The organism is Halopelagius fulvigenes, from assembly GCF_055398025.1.
Genome location: NZ_AP043846.1, coordinates 1,684,954 through 1,701,337, shown reverse-complemented (window position 1 = coordinate 1,701,337; position 16,384 = coordinate 1,684,954). Strand labels below are relative to the sequence as shown.

Annotated in this window: 13 protein-coding genes and 1 tRNA gene; 8 read left to right on the top strand and 6 right to left on the bottom strand. The window is 67.0% G+C overall.

Features of this window, described 5'->3' with window-relative positions; translation table 11 throughout:
• Positions 1-75 precede the first annotated feature (75 nt).
• Positions 76-1,326 (bottom strand): potassium channel family protein, encoded by a 1,251-nt coding sequence (locus ACZ522_RS13460; RefSeq protein WP_379698645.1) that lies wholly within the window; start codon positions 1,324-1,326, stop codon positions 76-78.
• A 203-nt stretch (positions 1,327-1,529) separates the two neighbouring features.
• On the opposite strand from ACZ522_RS13460, the gene citZ reads away from it, so the two are divergent.
• Entirely contained in the window at positions 1,530-2,669 is a 1,140-nt protein-coding gene (gene citZ / locus ACZ522_RS13455) for a citrate synthase (RefSeq protein WP_379698647.1), read from the top strand.
• A 252-nt stretch (positions 2,670-2,921) separates the two neighbouring features.
• Here citZ and ACZ522_RS13450 read toward each other — a convergent pair whose 3' ends face one another.
• Positions 2,922-4,322: an MATE family efflux transporter gene (locus ACZ522_RS13450; RefSeq protein WP_379698649.1), complete on the bottom strand. Its 1,401-nt coding sequence runs from the start codon at positions 4,320-4,322 to the stop codon at positions 2,922-2,924.
• Positions 4,323-4,407: 85 nt separating this feature from the next.
• Here ACZ522_RS13450 and ACZ522_RS13445 point away from each other — a divergent pair, with 85 nt between their 5' ends.
• Positions 4,408-4,866 carry a gamma-glutamylcyclotransferase gene (locus tag ACZ522_RS13445; RefSeq protein ID WP_379698651.1) on the top strand — a complete coding sequence of 153 codons (459 nt, stop codon included), beginning with the start codon at positions 4,408-4,410 and terminating at the stop codon, positions 4,864-4,866.
• A gap of 264 nt (positions 4,867-5,130) precedes the next feature.
• Positions 5,131-6,342, top strand: coding sequence for a threonine ammonia-lyase (gene ilvA / locus ACZ522_RS13440; protein ID WP_379698654.1), 1,212 nt, complete (start codon positions 5,131-5,133; stop codon positions 6,340-6,342).
• 10 nt (positions 6,343-6,352) lie between these two features.
• On the opposite strand, the gene ACZ522_RS13435 is transcribed toward ilvA, so the two are convergent.
• Positions 6,353-7,207: an SDR family NAD(P)-dependent oxidoreductase gene (locus tag ACZ522_RS13435; protein ID WP_379698657.1), complete on the bottom strand. Its 855-nt coding sequence runs from the start codon at positions 7,205-7,207 to the stop codon at positions 6,353-6,355.
• A 140-nt stretch (positions 7,208-7,347) separates the two neighbouring features.
• Between ACZ522_RS13435 and ACZ522_RS13430 the strand changes: the two genes are divergently transcribed.
• The 3 genes from ACZ522_RS13430 to ACZ522_RS13420 all read left to right on the top strand — a co-directional run bounded on the left by ACZ522_RS13430 (position 7,348) and on the right by ACZ522_RS13420 (position 8,062).
• A complete protein-coding gene (locus ACZ522_RS13430) occupies positions 7,348-7,743 on the top strand; it encodes a Rid family detoxifying hydrolase (RefSeq protein WP_379698660.1) in 396 nt (131 codons plus the stop codon).
• On the top strand, positions 7,740-7,952 hold the full coding sequence (locus ACZ522_RS13425) for a hypothetical protein (protein ID WP_379698663.1): 213 nt from the start codon (positions 7,740-7,742) through the stop codon (positions 7,950-7,952). The genes ACZ522_RS13430 and ACZ522_RS13425 overlap by 4 nt, the downstream gene beginning before the upstream one ends.
• 29 nt (positions 7,953-7,981) lie before the next feature.
• Positions 7,982-8,062 (top strand) — tRNA-Ser (locus tag ACZ522_RS13420).
• Positions 8,063-8,117: 55 nt separating this feature from the next.
• On the opposite strand, the gene ACZ522_RS13415 is transcribed toward ACZ522_RS13420, so the two are convergent.
• The 3 genes from ACZ522_RS13415 to ACZ522_RS13405 all read right to left on the bottom strand — a co-directional run bounded on the left by ACZ522_RS13415 (position 8,118) and on the right by ACZ522_RS13405 (position 13,699).
• On the bottom strand, positions 8,118-9,101 hold the full coding sequence (locus ACZ522_RS13415; RefSeq protein ID WP_379698666.1) for a DUF7972 family membrane protein: 984 nt from the start codon (positions 9,099-9,101) through the stop codon (positions 8,118-8,120).
• Positions 9,102-9,315: 214 nt separating this feature from the next.
• Complete coding sequence (locus tag ACZ522_RS13410) at positions 9,316-11,688, bottom strand: glycoside hydrolase family 3 N-terminal domain-containing protein (RefSeq protein ID WP_379698668.1); 2,373 nt, start codon at positions 11,686-11,688, stop codon at positions 9,316-9,318.
• Between the two features lie 172 nt (positions 11,689-11,860).
• Positions 11,861-13,699, bottom strand: a complete 1,839-nt coding sequence (locus ACZ522_RS13405; RefSeq protein ID WP_379698670.1) for a S8 family serine peptidase — start codon at positions 13,697-13,699, stop codon at positions 11,861-11,863.
• Positions 13,700-13,964: 265 nt separating this feature from the next.
• Here ACZ522_RS13405 and ACZ522_RS13400 point away from each other — a divergent pair, with 265 nt between their 5' ends.
• Together ACZ522_RS13400 and thsB are read left to right on the top strand one after the other, a co-directional pair.
• A complete protein-coding gene (locus ACZ522_RS13400; protein ID WP_379698672.1) occupies positions 13,965-14,138 on the top strand; it encodes a hypothetical protein in 174 nt (57 codons plus the stop codon).
• Positions 14,139-14,430: 292 nt separating this feature from the next.
• Positions 14,431-16,065: a thermosome subunit beta gene (thsB, locus tag ACZ522_RS13395; protein ID WP_379699925.1), complete on the top strand. Its 1,635-nt coding sequence runs from the start codon at positions 14,431-14,433 to the stop codon at positions 16,063-16,065.
• Positions 16,066-16,384 lie beyond the last annotated feature (319 nt).

Below are 16,384 nucleotides of genomic sequence, written 5' to 3'. Positions count from 1 at the left end.
AGCCACAATAAGTTGGGCGTTTCTATGTCCGGTTGTTTAAGTTTCCGTCGGCCGCGGCGCGAGGAGCGCCGTCGATCACCCGTCGTACAGTTGGGGGTCGCCGGTGGCCTCGCCGAGTCGTTCCGCGCCCGCGCGGGTGCCCTTCGCGATGACAACGTCGCCGGGGCGCAGTTCGGTCTCCGGGCCGGGTTGGATCACCCACTCGTCGGCGTCGCTCGGCGCGTCGCCCCCCGCGGGGCGGCCCCGGCGAACGGCGATGACGCGCATCCCCGTCTCCGTCTTCACCCGCTTGTCGCCGAGCGTCGCGTTCGCGAGGGTGCTCCCCTCCGCGACGGTGAGACGGACGATGACCTCGTCGGACTCCTCGACGGCGACGGCGACGACGGGGTGGGCGTTGAGTCCCCGGAGGACGCCCTCGCTGATTTCGAGCGCGGCGTCGGAGATGACCTCCGTCGCGGACGCCAGGTGGACGAGTCCGCGGAGTTGAACCGGGTCCTCGACGCGGCTCGCCGCCCGGAGCACCCACGCCTCGAAGCGGGACTTCAGGGCGTCCACCTCCGCCTCTAGCTCGTCTACCTCCTCCGCGACGCCCTCGCTGTCGAACAGAATCGCGCCGTAGGCGAGGTCAACGGCGAGTTCGCTCATGTCCTTCATCAGGATGATGGAGTCCACGGCGCGTTCGAGGTCCTCGATGGGCGGGTCGGCGGCCGCTGGCGGTTCGTACGGGACGCCGGACACCGTCTCGTAGACGGCCGCGACGCCCTCCTGCGCGCCACGGAGGAGGAGCACGTCGTTCTCCCGCAGCTGCGTCTCCCGGTCGGGGTTCGTAATCCACCGGCGCTTGCCGGTCGCGGAGCGACGGCGGATGGCGATGACGCGGACGCCCGTCTCCGTCTCCATGTTGATGTCGCCGAGGGTGCGCCCGTCGTACGGCGAGTCGGCGGCGACGGTGGCCCGCACCAGCATCTCCGCGGCCTCCGGCAGGGCCGTCCGTATCGCGTCGGGGAGGCCGATGTCCTCCAGTACCACCTTGGCGATGTCGCCCGCCGCGTTGGATATCTTCTCGGCCGCGCCGATGACGCCGAGGACGGGCGCGAGCTGCTCGGCGTCCTCCGGGTTGCGCGCGGCCATCAGGAGGCTCATCCGCCCCTGCAGCTGGAGGATGTCCATCCGCTCTTCGAGTGCGAGAACCTCCCGCGCGATGTCGTCGCTCCCGTTGAGGACGGCGGAGTACGAGAGGTCGATGAGGAGCTCTGCCGTGTCCTTCATCTCCGACAGCACCTCCTTGACGCTGACCGGTTCGTACTCCACGTCCGCTGGGTCCATGTGTCGGGATGGGCGGCGGACCGTGATAAGGCTTGGTAGCGACGCGTTACTCGCACCCCGCGCGGTGGACGGACGTTGTGGCGTCGGCGTCTCCCCCTTTGTGTGCTACGAGTTAACGTTGGGCTATGCTCCAAAAGACACTAAAGGAAATAGTTTGGGGTGAACGATAACGCTTTTTTGAGAGGGACGGGAACCGTTTGGGTATGTCAGACGACCTAAAGCGGGGGCTGGAAGGCGTTCTCGTCGCCGAGTCGGAGCTCAGTCACATCGACGGTGATGCCGGTAAGCTCGTCTACCGGGGCTATACGATCGAAGACCTGGCCCGCAACGCGTCGTACGAGGAGGTCGTCTACCTCCTGTGGCACGGAGAACTCCCGTCGCGTTCGGAGCTGGAGACGTTCGAAGAGCAGATGACCGCCGAACGGACGCTCGACGAGGACGTCTTAGACCAGGTTCGGACGCTCGCCGACGCCGACGAGGTTCCGATGGCGGCGCTTCGGAGCGTCGTCTCGTCGCTGTCGGCGCACGACGACGACGCCACCTTCGAGGACGTGGCGGACGAGGAGGCCAACGTCCGGAAGGCCCGCCGCATCACCTCGAAGATTCCGACGGCGCTGGCCGCGTTCAATCGCCTCCGCAACGGTGAGGAACCGGTCGAACCGCGCGAGGACCTCGGCCACGCGGCGAACTTCCTCTACATGCTCAACGACGAGGAACCAGACGAGGTGCTCGCGGAGACGTTCGACATGGCGTTGGTCCTCCACGCCGACCACGGCCTGAACGCCTCGACGTTCTCGGCGATGGTCACCGCCTCCACGCTCTCGGACATGCACAGCGCCGTCACGAGCGCCATCGGCACGCTCGCGGGGTCGCTCCACGGCGGGGCCAACGCGAACGTGATGAAGATGCTCAAGGAGATAGACGAGAGCGACAAGAACCCGACGAAGTGGGTCACGGACGCCCTCGAGGAGGGCCGCCGCGTCCCCGGATTCGGACACCGCGTCTACAACGTGAAGGACCCGCGCGCGAAGATTCTCGGCGAGAAGTCCGAGGAACTCGGCGAGGCGGCGGGCGACATGAAGTGGTACGACTACTCGGTCGCGATCGAGGAGTACATCACGGAGGAGAAGGGCCTCGCGCCGAACGTGGACTTCTACTCCGCGTCGACGTACTACCAGATGGGCATCCCGGTCGATATCTACACGCCCATCTTCGCGATGTCCCGCGTCGCGGGGTGGACGGCGCACGTCCTCGAACAGTACGAGGACAACCGGCTCATCCGCCCCCGCGCGCGCTACGTCGGCCCGACGGACCAGACGTTCCCCGACATCGACGAGCGGTAAGGTCCGCCTTCCCCGCTCGATTCGACCTCACTCCTCTTCTCGCCGCACGGGAACGTACGACCGCCCGGCACCGCTACCGAGAATTCACTCTCTCGTCGTCAGTTTCCGCGCCGCGCCGTCCTTCCGCGGATGTCGAGGCGTTCCTCCGTCGTCTGGAAGTAGTTGACCACCGTCACCGGAAGATGCCGCCGACGGTGTTCCCGGGGAGGACGGGCAACGCGAACCCGACCAGACCGGCGAGGGGCGCGGGCCTCAGCCGTCGGCGTCGACGCTCCCGCGTTCGCGCAGGAGGCCCTCGGCCGTCCCGGCCCAGTCGGCGCGGGCGAACGCCGCGACGGCGAACAGCCCCATCCAGAGGTACGCGAGGAAGACGCCGGCGTAGACGCCGAACAGGCCGAGCCCCAACTGCTCGACGGCGAGGTAGGAGAAGCCCACGAAGAAGCCGAACATGCCAGTGACGCGAGCGAGGAAGGGGAGGCGAGTCGCGCCCGCGCCCTGTAGCGCGCCGGAGAGCGCGACGAACACCGCGAGCATCGGCGCGGAGAGGCCGTAGACGACGGCGAACTCCGCCGCGTACGTGAGCGCTTCGGGCGACCCGCCGAAACCCAAGACGGAGACGACCGAGTCCGCGAACGCCGCGAGGACGACGCCGATGACGCCGACGGAACACAGAGAGAGGGCGGCGGTGGCCCACCCCTCGTACCGCGCGACGGACTCCTCGCCGCGCCCCAACGCTTGGCCGACGAGGATGCTCCCCGCGACGTTGTACCCGCGGGAGAGCGGACTCGTCACCTGCTGGTACACCCGGCGGCCGACCTGAAAGCCGGCGTTGATAACGTCGCCCGATGCCGCGCCCGCACTTCCGAGCGAGAGCAACAGCGCGTTGAACGGGAACTCCGCGAGTTCGGTGGCGAACCCCTCCGCCGCCCGCGGAAGCGCGACGCCGACGAGCTGCGCGGCCACCGTCCGGTCCGTCGGGCGTGCGAAGGCGACGGGCGAATCCGGGCGGTAGATGGCCGCGACGAGCAGTCCCGCCGAGAGGACGTTCGCCGCCGACGTGGCGAGGCCGACGCCGAAGACGCCCCACCGCGGGAGGACGGCGACGCCGAAGCCGAGTCCGACCGACAGGGCGACGTTGACGCCGTTGGCGAGGACGTTGACGTACATCGGCGTCCGGGTGTCGCCCAGTCCCTGCAACGCACGCGCGCCGACGAGTGCGACGTGGCGCGCGGGCGCGGTGGCGAAGACGACGGCGAGGTACGTCCCGCCGAGGCGCACCGCCTCGTCGCTGGCGGGGAACAGCCCCACCGCCCACTCCGAGAAGAGGACGCCGAAGGCGACGAACGGGACGCCGGTGAGGAAGGCGATACCCAGCGCCTGCGTCACCGCCTCGTCGCGGTTCGCCTCGGCACCGCTCCCGGTGTCCTGACTGGAGAGCGCGATCGCGGCCCCGCCGAGGCCGAGGCCGATTCTCAGCGGGAACCGCGCGAACAGGTCGGCCAGACCGATGGCGACGACGGCGGCGGGCGACAGCGCGGCGGTGACGAGGATGTCCACCGTCCGCATCAGCGTCCGCGTGGTCTGTTCGGCCATCACCGGCCACGCGAGCGAGAACACGCGACGCCAGACGCCGCGGAGTCGCTCGAAGTCCATGCTGGAACGTGCGCCGTGGGATGCTTGACCTTACCGAAAGGGGAATGCCGAGCGAACTTTGTCCGTCCGCGCCGACGCCCCCGCCGTGACCGATGTGTTCGTCTACGGGACCCTGACGGACCCCGACCGAGTCGCATCGCTCCTCGACGAGTGGTCGTTCGGACCGGACGCCCGCCTCCTCGGACTCCACCGCGCCGAGGGGGAGTACCCGACGCTCCTCCCCGGCGGGTCCGTCGAGGGGCGCGTCCTCCGGACGGACGAACTACCGACGCTCGACCGGTACGAGGGCGTCGCCTCCGGCCTCTACGTCCGCATGAACGTCCCCTACGCGGACGACGCGGGTACGGGCGGCGACGGCGACTCGTCCGGCGCGCGCGGCGGCGCGGCGGACTCCGCGGCGGTGTACGTCGGCGACCCCGCCCGTCTCGGCGTGGACGAGGACGCCGAATGGCCGGATTCGGGCGATTTCGCGACCCGAGTCCGCCGATTCGTCGCCGAGGAACGCGTCGTCGTAAAACCGACAGAGAATGTATCGGACGTGTGAATGACGACCGTCAGACGGCGCGTTCATCCCGCCGCCGTCCTGCGATTTCACTTTCGGTCCGGGTACATGATGTTTATATACCACGCGAACCGAAGAACAGATGCACGTCACACGCGTGCATTCCCCCCTTTCCCCCTTCTACGCGTCCCGAGCGGCGGCCGCGTCCCGACTCGGCGGCGTTCAGCGGCCGACGCCGCCCGGCGGTGCGAACCCGCCGTCTCGACGCCCCAAAACGGTTAACCGAGACGGCGGGGAACCGCAATCATGCTCTCGCTCTCGGACATTACTGCGGCCCGCGACCGAATCGAGGACGTGGCGAAGCGGACACCGTTGGACTACTCGCACACGTTCTCGGAGATGACGGGCGCGGAGGTGCACCTGAAACTGGAGAACTTCCAGCGGACGGGGGCGTTCAAGATTCGCGGCGCGATGAACTGCATCGCCACCCTCTCGGACGACCAGAAGGCGGCGGGCGTGGTGACGGCGAGTGCCGGAAACCACGCGCAGGGCGTCGCACTCGCGGCGACGCGGGCGGGCGTGAACTCGAAGATAGTGATGCCGAAGCACGCGCCCATCTCGAAGGTGAAGGCGACGGAACGCTACGGCGGCGAAACCGTCCTCCACGGCGCGGACTACGACGAGGCGCAGGCGAAGGCCCACGAGATAGAGAGCGAGGAGGGCCGGACGTACGTCCACGCCTTCGACGACCCCGCCGTGATGGCCGGACAGGGGACCATCGGCCTCGAAATCGTCGAGGACTGCCCCGAACTCGACACCGTGGTCGTCCCCATCGGCGGCGGCGGCCTCATCGCGGGCATCGCCACCGCGGTGAAGGCGCACAACCCCGACGCGCGCGTCGTCGGCGTGCAGGCGGACGGTGCCTCCTCGGCGGCCGATTCGCTCCAGAAGGGGTCGATTCACGAACTCGACAGCGTCGAGACCATCGCCGACGGCATCGCCACCCGACGGGTCGGCGAGACGCCGTTCGACGTCATCCGAGCGCACGTGGACGAGGTGGTGACCGTCTCCGACGAGGAGATAGCCGTCACGCTGACGTACCTGCTGGAACGGTCGAAGACGCTGGTCGAGGGCGCGGGGGCCGTCGCCCTCGCGGCCCTCCTGTTCGAGGCGTTCGACTACGAGGAGGGCGAGGTGATCGTCCCGACGCTCTCGGGCGGGAACATCGACCTCAACCAACTGACGACGGTCATCATGCGCGGGTTGGTCGAGACGGGGCGGTACCTGAAGATTCGGACCGTGCTGAAGGATCGCCCCGGCGCGCTACAGGACCTCATCTCCGTCCTCGCGGACGCCCAAGCGAACATCTACGCCATCCAGCACGACCGAACCTCGCGGAACATCTCGATGAACGAGGCGGACGTGGAACTCGACTTGGAGACGAAGGGCTACGACCACGTCGAGGAACTCCTCGACGCCCTCCGCGAACGCGGGTACGAGGTGGACGTCCTCGTCTGATTCGCCGCCCTCACTCGTACGTGCCGAGGTGGCCGCCGTCCCACGTCATGTCCGCGCCGTTGAGGTGTTGGCCGTGCTTCGAGAAGCCGAAGACGTACAGGTTCGCCACTTGAATCGGACGCATCATGTCCTTCACGCGCGACCCGCCAAGCATCACGTCCTCGACGACTTCCTCCTCCGAGATTCCGCGTTCCTTCGCCGTGTCGGGTATCTGCCCTTCGACCAACGGCGTCGAGACGTAACTGGTCGAGACGGTGAAGGCGCGGAGGGTGCCCTCCCCCTCGGCGGCGATGGACTTCGTGAGGCCGCGCAGGGCGAACTTCGAGGTGATGTAGGCCGCCTTGTCCTGCGTGGCGACGTGGCCGTGGATGGAGCACATGTTTCCTATCGCGCCGACGCCGTCGTCCGTCTCTCGAATGTGCGGCATCACGAGTTTCGACAGGAGGAACGGCGCGCGGACCATCACCCCGTGCATCGCGTCGTAGACGTCCATCGGGAACTCGTCGAGGGGCGAGATGTGCTGCATCCCGGCGATGTTCGCGAGGTACCGGACGTCGCCGTGCGTCGCCGCCTCCTCCACCAACGCCCGCATCTCGTCGTCGTCCGTCAGGTCCGCTTCGACGGTGACCACCTCGCCGGGCGCGCCCATCTCGTCTTCGACGAGCGCTTTCATCGAGTCGAGTCCGTCGCCGTCCACGTCGGTGCCGACGACGGTGAGGCCGTTCATCGCCATCGCGGCGGCCGTCGCCCGGCCGATTCCCGACGCCGCGCCCGTCACGAGACAGACGCTCTCCGGGCCGAAGCGGTCGTCCTTTAACACCAGTACGTCGTCCGCGCCGAAGTCTACCGTAGCGGGGTCCGCCATGGGAGACACTCACGGGCGAGAGCGGTATCAATCTGCGCGTGTCGCCGCCTCGGAGCGTCTCGACGTTCTCATCGGGGAGACAGTGTTCCGTCCTCGGGAGTTCTCTCGGTTTTAAGTCGCCCGACGCCGACGCATCGCCCATGAAGCGCATCATCAGCACGGACGAGGCACCCGCCGCGGTGGGCGCGTACAGTCAGGCGACGACGAACGGGTCGCTGGTGTTCACGGCGGGGCAGATTCCGCTGACGCCGGACGGCGAGTTGCTGGACGACGCGGACATCGCGACGCAGACGGAACAGGCCCTCGACAACGTGATGGCGATTCTCGACGCGGAGGGCGCGACGGCGGCGGACGTGTTGAAGGTGAGCGTCTTCCTCGACGACATCGAGGACTTCGAGGAGATGAACGAGACGTACGCGGGGTACTTCGAGTCGGAACCGCCGGCCCGAAGCGCCGTCGAGGTGGCGAACCTGCCGAAGGGCGTCGGCGTCGAGATAGAGGCCATCGCGGACGTAGACGACAGTACGTCCGAGTGAGCGTGCGGCCGCGAACGAAGTCCGCGCTCCTCTGGGGCGCTATCGGCTGTTTCAGTTTCCTCGTCGTCCTGCAGACGTACCGCCTCCTCGTGGGGCCGTTGTCGTTCGGCGTCCTCGGATCCCTCGGCGTCGGCGTCGTCGTCGGCGTCGTCGTCTCGGGTGTGACGTACGCCACCGAACGGCGTATCGCCGAGAAAGGAAGGACTTAAACTACTCAACGGGATACGTTGAACCGGAAGCCGGGATGGCCGAGTGGTAAGGCGCACGCCTGGAAAGCGTGTTCCCTTTGGGATCCAGGGTTCAAATCCCTGTCCCGGCGCTTCTCTAACTTCTAACCCTCCAGCGAGGCGTCTCGTCGGGAACGGAGAGACGAATCAGTCGTCGGACTCCGGGATGAACGGCCCGTACATCGCCGTTTGATGTGCAATCGTCGCCACGCGGAGGATGTACGCGCCCAGTATCGCGAGTGGGACGAGTGTCGCGACGATTATCGTCCCCGCGACACCGACGAGGAGGGCGTGCGACAGCGTCAGACCGGCGATGTCTCGATAGGAGAAGATGCCGATGGTGGCGATAGTCACCGCGGGGATGCCGGTGTAGACGAGAAGGCGAGACAGGCGCGCCAACTGCCGTTCGACGACCACCGTTTTGAGGAACTGTCGCGCGGCGTCGACTTCGACGAACAGTTCGGTGATCTGTTGGAGTTCCTTCGCCGCCTCCGGGTCGAAGTCGGACAGTTCCGCCCGAATCCGCCGCACATCGTGAAACTGCTCCGAATTACGGTAGTTGAGCATCGTGAGGAACGTCCGAAGCATGCTCGTGCCGTTCGCCGCCAACTCGTCGTTCGTCCGTTCCGCTTCCCGAATGACCGATTCCGTCACCTCCTCAACGTCGTTCGTCAACCGGTCGTCCGCCCGCGAGTCGTCGAACCGGTCCTGAACTGTCCTGGCGGCGTCCGCGACGGCGGAGAGAAGCGTCTCGAAGAAGGTGGACGCGTGAGGCGAACTCACCGCGGTCCCCGTTCGCTCCTCGACGCGTTCTCGAAAGTCCGTGATGTCGGTCCGGCGTTCGTAGAGGTCCTGTATCGAGCCGAACTCGTGAGAGAGGACGATCTGGTTCACGCCGATCGTGATCGGAACGAGCGTCAAGAGCCCGTTGACGGTGCCGTTGAGGTACCACATCACCCGGTTCGGCGTGGTCACCGTGGCGAGGTCGAGGATTCCGACCGCGAGAAACGCCGCGCCGATTCCCGAGAGCACGACGAGCGAAACGAGGTGTCGATTCCCCGAGAGCAAGAACCATCGCGCGAATCCCGAAACGGACCGATCATCGGCCGAGTCAGCTGTCGCTTCCTCCATACGGATGTACTATACGCGAGCGCGGAATAAACCTCAAGCACGCGTATACAACCCCGGTGACGGCAGACTGAACGGCGCGTACTGACTCGCTGATTCGGGTTTTCGGGTAGTCGAACGGCGGGTGAGCGAACGTCTCGGGGACGAGGTACCGCCGAGCGTCGAGTTCGTCGTTCGACCCACGGGGCGACTCGAACCGCCGGTCGCCGAGTCGCGTCTACTCCTGCATCTCCTCTATCACCCCGACCTCCCAGTCGGTGTAGCCGCCGGACCCGACGGTGAACGTCTCCGTCATCTCGCCGACGGTGACGGCGTACTGGCCGTCCTCGATGGTCAACTCGTCCGCGTCGCCCGGCACGTCGCCGGGGAGGACCAAGAGCGTCTCCAACGGCGCGTCGATGGTGACGGTCTTACTCTCGCCCGATTTGAGGGAGACGCGTTCGTACCCCATCAGTCGCTCGTCGGGGTGGATGACCGACCCGAACGACTGGGTGTTGTAGGCTTCCACCACGTCCGTGCCCGCCCTGTCGCCGGTGTTCGTCACCTTCACGGACACCTCGATGGTGCCGAGACTGCCGTCGCCGGCGGACTTCCCCGGGCTGATCTGCAGGTTCTCGTACTCGAAGGAGGTGTAACTCAGGCCGTGGCCGAACGGGAACTGCGACTCCTCGTCGCCGCGGTTCGCCGGCGGCAGGTGGTTGTAGACGTTGATGAGGTCACCCGTCGTGTGCGGCCACGTGAAGGGGAGTCGCCCGCCGGGGTCGGTTTCGCCGAAGAGGGTGCGACCGACCGCCGTACCGCCCTCCGTCCCCGGTTGGTACGCCATCAACGCTGCGTCGAATTTCGCCATCGTCTCGGGGTGGCCGCGCGGGCGGCCGGCCACGACGACGCCGACGGTGGGCGTGCCCGTCTCGGCCACCGCGTCGACGATTCGGGGCTGTTCGCCCGGGAGTTCGAGCGTGTCGGTGTCGCCGAATCCCTCGGAGTAGGGGCCCTCGCCGACGACGACGACGGCGACGTCGGCGTTCTCGGCGGCGTCCACGACCTCGGACTCGTTGTCGAAGGGGAACTCGTCGGGCGCGTAGGGGTTGAACGTGTGGCCCGTCGGCACGGAGACGATTTCCGTGCCGTCGGACGCCGCCTCCTTCATCCCCTCAACGATGGTCACCGCGGCGGGGGCGGCGTCGGCGTCCTCCGGGAGGCCCTGCCACCCGAGCGTCCACCCGCCCATCTGGTTGCGGACGTTGTCGGCGTTCGGTCCCGTCACGAGAACCGTGTCGGCGTCCGAGATGGGGAGCGTCCCCTCGGCGTTCTTCAGGAGCGTCATCGACTCCGTCGCGGCTTTGCGGGCCGTGTCGCGGCCCGCGCCCACGTGCTCCTCCACCGAGAGGTCCGGCCCGCTATCGTCCAGCAAGCCGAGGTGCTTCTTGAACCGGAGGACTCGTTCGACCGCCTCGTCGATTCGGGACGTCTCGACTTCGCCGGACTCCACGAGGTCCACGAGCGTCGTGACGAACCGTTCGGGCTCCTCCGGTTCCATGTAGACGTCCACGCCGGCGTTGATGCCCTCGCGGACGGCGTCGCGGAACGTCGGGACGTACTCGTGGAGGGTGATCATGCGGTCGAAGTCGTCCCAGTCGGAGATGACGACGCCCTCGAAGCCCCACCACTCGCGGAGGACTTCGGTGAGGAGGAACTTCGAGGCGTGCGCGGGGACGCCGTTGACCGAACCGCTGTTGACCATGATGGACTCCGTCCGCGAACGAACGCCGGTCCGGAACGGCGGGAAGAACTTCTGTCGGAGGCTTCGCATCGGGATGTGCGCCGGACTGCGGTCGTTGCCGTTCTCCGGTTCGGAGTAGCCCACGAAGTGCTTCACCGTCGCGCCGACGGTGACGCGGCCGTCGTCGCGCATCTGCATCCCCTCCGTCGCCGCGGAGACCATCTCCGAGGCGAGGTACGGATCCTCGCTGAACCCCTCGTAGAACCGGCCCCACCGGGGGTCGCGTTGCAGGTCGGCGTCCGGGGCGAAGTTCCAGTGCGCGCCCACCGCCCTGACCGACTCGCCGGTCGCTTTCGCGGCCTTCCTCGTCAGTTCGGGGTCCCGCGTCGCGCCCAACCCGAGGTTGTGGGGGTACGCCGTCGCGCCATCCACCGTGACGTTCCCGTGGACGGCGTCGAGGCCGTAGGCGAACGGAATCCCGTGGTCCGTGTTCTCGGCGGCGAACCGCTGGAGTTCGTCGAGTCGCTTCCGGAGTTCCGCCGGGTCGTTCGTCGGCGGGTTGGCCCCGCCGGAGAGGAGCGACCCCGCGTGGTACTTCGTCAGATAGTCGCCGACCTCCGCGGGGTCGAGACTCCCGACGTTCACCTGCAGCATCTGCCCGACTTTCTGTTCGAGCGACAGCGATTCGAGGATGTTCTCGACGTCCGCCCCGTCCCCGTCCTCGTCTTCGTCCGAGTCGCCCGTGGCGGCGACGCCGCCGGCACCCCCCGCGGCCAAGAGACCGGCCCCGGCGACGCCGAGGAACTGTCGTCGCGTCTGTTCGACAAATCTCGATACGTTTACATTCTCTCTGTATTGACCGTCCATGAGTGAAAATGACAATCAGATACCATAATAGTTTATTAAGTACAGTAGAAAGTAATCCTACTCGGACGTTCTCCTGGTAGTTACTGTCTGGCACGGGGCGGGGCGGCGTCCGGGGACGAGGGCGCTTCCGCCGAATCAGAAATAGGAGACGCGGAGCGAACCGCCGGGGGGTTCAGGCCGTCAGGCGGCGCGTCGCCACGGTTTCGCCCGCGGCGTTCGACCCGATCAGTCGGACGGTGTACTCCGTCGGCGACCCGAACTTCTCGGTGAAGGTGCGACTCCCGGTCGCGCCGGTCCACCGCGCGAGGGGCGACTCGCCCGTCTCGACGCTCCCTCGGTACAGTTCGACGGCCACGGAGTCGGGGGTACCGGAGACGCCCCACTCGACTTCGACTTCGGCGTGGGGGTTGTTCGGACTGTCCGACCCGACGGCGAACGTATCGACGACCGGTGCCGTCCCGCCGGACGCCTCCGTCGTGACCGCGACGGTTTCGCTGGGGTCGGACTCGTTACCCGCGGCGTCCGTCGCCGTGACAAAGAACTCGTACGTCGTCCCGGCGTCGAGTCCCGTGACCGTGCAGGCGGTGCCGGCCAACTCGCCGAGTGCGGCGCCGTCCGCGTAGACGTCGTAGTGGTCCACGCCGACGTCGTCCGACGCCGCGTCCCACGCCAACTCGACCGTCGAGTGGGTGCGGGCCGGCGACGAGAGGTTCGTCGGTGCCGACGGCGGCGTCGTGTCGGCCGACCCGTCGTCTCCGCTCCCGTCGTCCGCGGACCCGTCGTCGGTCGTCCCGCCGACAGCCGCCTCCACGTCGAGGATGCCGTACCCGTAGCGCACGTCGTGCCCGGTTCGACCGGCGTCCTCCGCCGTGTCCCGCAGGCGCGTCCGTGCGTCCGCGTTCGAGTGCCCGGCGGCCATCAGGAGGCCCGCCGCGCCCGCGACGTGCGGGCAGGCCATCGACGTGCCGGAGAGCACCGCGTACCCGCCGTCGCTGTGCGTCGAGGGGATTTCGACGCCCGGGGCCGCCAGTTCGATCTCGTCGCCGTAGTTCGACCACTCGGGGACCGAGTCGTCGGCGGCGGTGGCGCTGACCGCGACGACCGAATCGTACGCGGCGGGGGCGGTCGCGGCGACGTCCGACCCCTCGTTTCCGGCGGCGGCGACCAACAGCACGCCGTTCTGAGCGGCGTAGTTGCACGCGTCCTCGATGGTGGAGGAGAGCGTCCCGCCGAGACTCAAACTGCCCACGTCCCACCCGCTGTCGGCGACGTACTCGATGCCGGCCGCGACGTCGGAGTACGTTCCGCTGCCGTCGTCTTCGAGCACTTTGACGGCGTGCAGCGTCGCGCCCGCGGCGACGCCGACGACGCCCTCCCCGTTCGAGACGGCGGCGGCGATACCCGCGGCGTGGGTCCCGTGCCCGTTGCCGTCGTCCCAGTCGCTCGGGTCCGTGCTGGAGTCGTCGCGCCAGTCCGTCCCGACGGTGAAAGCGACGCCCTCGCCGAGGTTGTCCGCGAGGTCGGGGTGGTCGTTGTCGATGCCGGTGTCGATGACGGCGACGTGGGACCCGGATCCAGTCGCCGCGTCGGCGACCTTCTCGGCGTCCACCCGGTCGACGCCCCACGGCACTTCGCTCGAACGCGCGTCGATGTCGTCAGACTGCGTGTGACTGCTCACCGAGGTTCCCTCGGTGGCGTCCGCGAGTCCGGAGATAGCGCGGACGACGCCGTCGGGTTCGACGTAGCGCACGTCGGGGCGTCGAGACAGTCCGCGGAGGGCCTCCTCCGGGAAGGTGCCCGCGACGGCGTGACCGATGTCGCCGAAGTCGAAGACGCGTTTCACCGACGACGCGCGTCTGCGCGCCTCCCGGGCCGCCCCCTTCGAGGCGGTGCCGACGACGTACCGCCCTCGGGACGCGCTTGCGACGCCCGACCCCGCAGCACCGATACCGATTCCCGCGCCGGCGAGCGTGAGGAGCCGGCGACGGCTGATTTGATTAGCGTTTGTCATTTGGTTGGTGTTCGAAATCCTACGTTTGCCCCTCCTTCAGCGAGGAACGGCAAACGCAAGATGTAGAAATATACGAAATAAGATAGATAATAAATCTACTGACTTAGAGAATGTATATTTATAGGATATTACACGTTCTTTAACCATTTTGGGGCCTGAAACGGCTGAAATCGGAGGGAAGAGGGAAAACGACTCGCCGCCCGACGAGGGTGGGAGTCGGTCACCCAAACATTCATCACCGCGGGTGTCGTTAGCACGGTTGACAATGCCAGACACAAAGAATGGCCGGGAGCGGAAGGGCCGCAACAAGAGGAACCAGCTCCAAGAGCGTCTCTACTCGCACGAGATAGAGGCCGTGGAGTCCGACGACGAACTCCCGCCGTTCGAGGCGACTCCCGAGACGCCGTTTCTGACGGACGACCTTCCGGAAGAGGAGTAGGCCGCCGGTCCGCAGGCCGCCGTCCCCGATACGTCCCTTTTTCGCGCCGTTCGCGCCACCGCCGACCGGCAGTCTCTTACATAAATCTGTCCCATCGTTCGCCTCGACCGAACGGTCGTCGAGCGCGACGGAGGCCCCCGAACCGGGAGGTAACCGCCGCGACGAAGTAATTCTCCGACTTACCGTGCGTGGTGGTGACAAGGGACCCGGTTATCCGAAACCCAAAACTTATATAGAATCACAAACAATCTCTCGGTGAACTATGAGTCAGCGAATGCAGCAGGGTCAGCCCATGATCATCATGGGAGAGGACGCCCAGCGCGTCAAGGACCGCGACGCGCAGGAGTACAACATCACTGCCGCCCGTGCTGTGGCGGAGGCCGTACGTTCGACGCTCGGGCCGAAGGGGATGGACAAGATGCTCGTCGACTCGATGGGTGACGTCACCATCACGAACGACGGCGTGACCATCCTCAAGGAGATGGACATCGACAACCCGACGGCCGAGATGATCGTCGAAGTCGCCGAGACCCAGGAGGACGAGGCCGGCGACGGGACGACGACGGCCGTCGCCATCGCGGGCGAACTCCTGAAGAACGCGCAGGACCTCCTCGAACAGGACATCCACCCGACGGCGGTCATCAAGGGCTTCCACCTCGCCAGCCAGCAGGCCCGCGAGGAGATCGACGACATCGCCGAGGACGTCGAACCCGACGACGAGGAGATCATCAAGAAGGTCGCCGAGACGTCGATGACCGGCAAGAGCTCCGAACTCAACAAGGAGCTTCTCGCCGACATCATCGTCGAGGCGGTCCAGCAGATCACCGTCGAAGCCGACGACGGCTCCTACGTCGTCGACCTCGAGAACGTCTCCATCGAGACGCAGACGGGCCGCTCCGCCGCCGAGTCCGAGCTGCTCAACGGCGCGGTCATCGACAAGGACCCCGTCCACGACGACATGCCCGTCACCTTCGAGGACGCCAACATCCTCCTCCTCAACGAACCCATCGAGGTCGAGGAGACGGACGTGGACACGCAGGTCAGCATCGAGAGCCCCGACCAACTCCAGCAGTTCCTCGACCAAGAGGAGAAGCAGCTGAAGGAGAAGGTCGACAAGATAGCCGAGTCCGGCGCGGACGTCGTCTTCTGTCAGAAGGGCATCGACGACCTCGCCCAGCACTACCTCGCGAAGCAGGGCATCCTCGCAGTCCGCCGGACGAAGAAGTCCGACATCGGCTTCCTCAAGAACATCGTCGGCGGCAACGTCGTCTCCGACCTCGACAGCCTCGAAGCCGCGGACCTCGGCACCGGGAACGTCCGCCGCGACGACGAGGACGAACTGTTCTACGTCGAGGGCGTCGGCGACGACTTCCACGGCGTCACGATGCTGCTGCGCGGTTCGACCGACCACGTCGTCGACGAACTCGAACGCGGCGTCGAGGACGCCCTCAACGTCGTCGCGACGACCGTCTCCGACGGCCGCGTCCTCGCGGGCGGCGGCGCCATCGAGGTCGAACTCGCCTCGCGCCTCCGCGACTACGCTGACTCCGTCTCCGGCCGCGAACAGCTCGCGGTCGAGGCGTTCGCCGACGCGGTCGAACTCGTCCCCCGCGTCCTCGCGGAGAACGCCGGTCTCGACTCCATCGACACGCTCGTGGACCTCCGCGCGGCCCACGAGGACGGCGAGAAGCGCGCCGGTCTGAACGTCTTCAGCGGCGACGTCGAGGACACCTTCGAGGCGGGCATCGTCGAACCCGCCCACGCGAAGGAGCAGGCTATCTCCTCCGCCACCGAGGCCGCAAACCTCGTCCTCAAAATCGACGACATCATCGCCGCGGGCGACCTGAGCACCGGCGGCGACGACGACGAGGGCGGCGCGCCCGGCGGCGGCATGGGCGGCATGGGCGGCATGGGCGGCGCTATGTGAAATCAGTCCTCGACTGATTTCACATAGGCAGCCGAGTTTCACTCGGCTACGCGGATGTGAAGTAGGCCGACAGCCCCACTCACACGCCGACCGACACCCCGTCCCGCCTGCACCGCGCGCCGACCGCACGACACCACCATTTTTCGCCGACTCCGCACCGCCAGCGCCGAGTGGCGCGTTCGCTCCGCTCCGCGGGCGCTTCGTTGCTCGACTTCCGAGATAACTACCGAAATACGGACTGCGTTCGAAATAAGTCCGCTACGGTGGCGTCGAATCCGATTTCGGTATGAACTAAGTGGCGGTCGCAGAAACAGAGAGC

What these genes read in the sequence shown, in the direction of transcription:
- ACZ522_RS13460 (WP_379698645.1), bottom strand. Translation starts at nt 1,326, where the DNA reads ATGGACCCAGCGGACGTGGAGTACGAACCGGTCAGCGTCAAGGAGGTG.
- citZ (WP_379698647.1), top strand. Translation starts at nt 1,530, where the DNA reads ATGTCAGACGACCTAAAGCGGGGGCTGGAAGGCGTTCTCGTCGCCGAG.
- ACZ522_RS13450 (WP_379698649.1), bottom strand. Translation starts at nt 4,322, where the DNA reads ATGGACTTCGAGCGACTCCGCGGCGTCTGGCGTCGCGTGTTCTCGCTC.
- ilvA (WP_379698654.1), top strand. Translation starts at nt 5,131, where the DNA reads ATGCTCTCGCTCTCGGACATTACTGCGGCCCGCGACCGAATCGAGGAC.
- ACZ522_RS13435 (WP_379698657.1), bottom strand. Translation starts at nt 7,207, where the DNA reads ATGGCGGACCCCGCTACGGTAGACTTCGGCGCGGACGACGTACTGGTG.
- ACZ522_RS13430 (WP_379698660.1), top strand. Translation starts at nt 7,348, where the DNA reads ATGAAGCGCATCATCAGCACGGACGAGGCACCCGCCGCGGTGGGCGCG.
- ACZ522_RS13415 (WP_379698666.1), bottom strand. Translation starts at nt 9,101, where the DNA reads ATGGAGGAAGCGACAGCTGACTCGGCCGATGATCGGTCCGTTTCGGGA.
- ACZ522_RS13410 (WP_379698668.1), bottom strand. Translation starts at nt 11,688, where the DNA reads ATGGACGGTCAATACAGAGAGAATGTAAACGTATCGAGATTTGTCGAA.
- ACZ522_RS13405 (WP_379698670.1), bottom strand. Translation starts at nt 13,699, where the DNA reads ATGACAAACGCTAATCAAATCAGCCGTCGCCGGCTCCTCACGCTCGCC.
- ACZ522_RS13400 (WP_379698672.1), top strand. Translation starts at nt 13,965, where the DNA reads ATGCCAGACACAAAGAATGGCCGGGAGCGGAAGGGCCGCAACAAGAGG.
- thsB (WP_379699925.1), top strand. Translation starts at nt 14,431, where the DNA reads ATGATCATCATGGGAGAGGACGCCCAGCGCGTCAAGGACCGCGACGCG.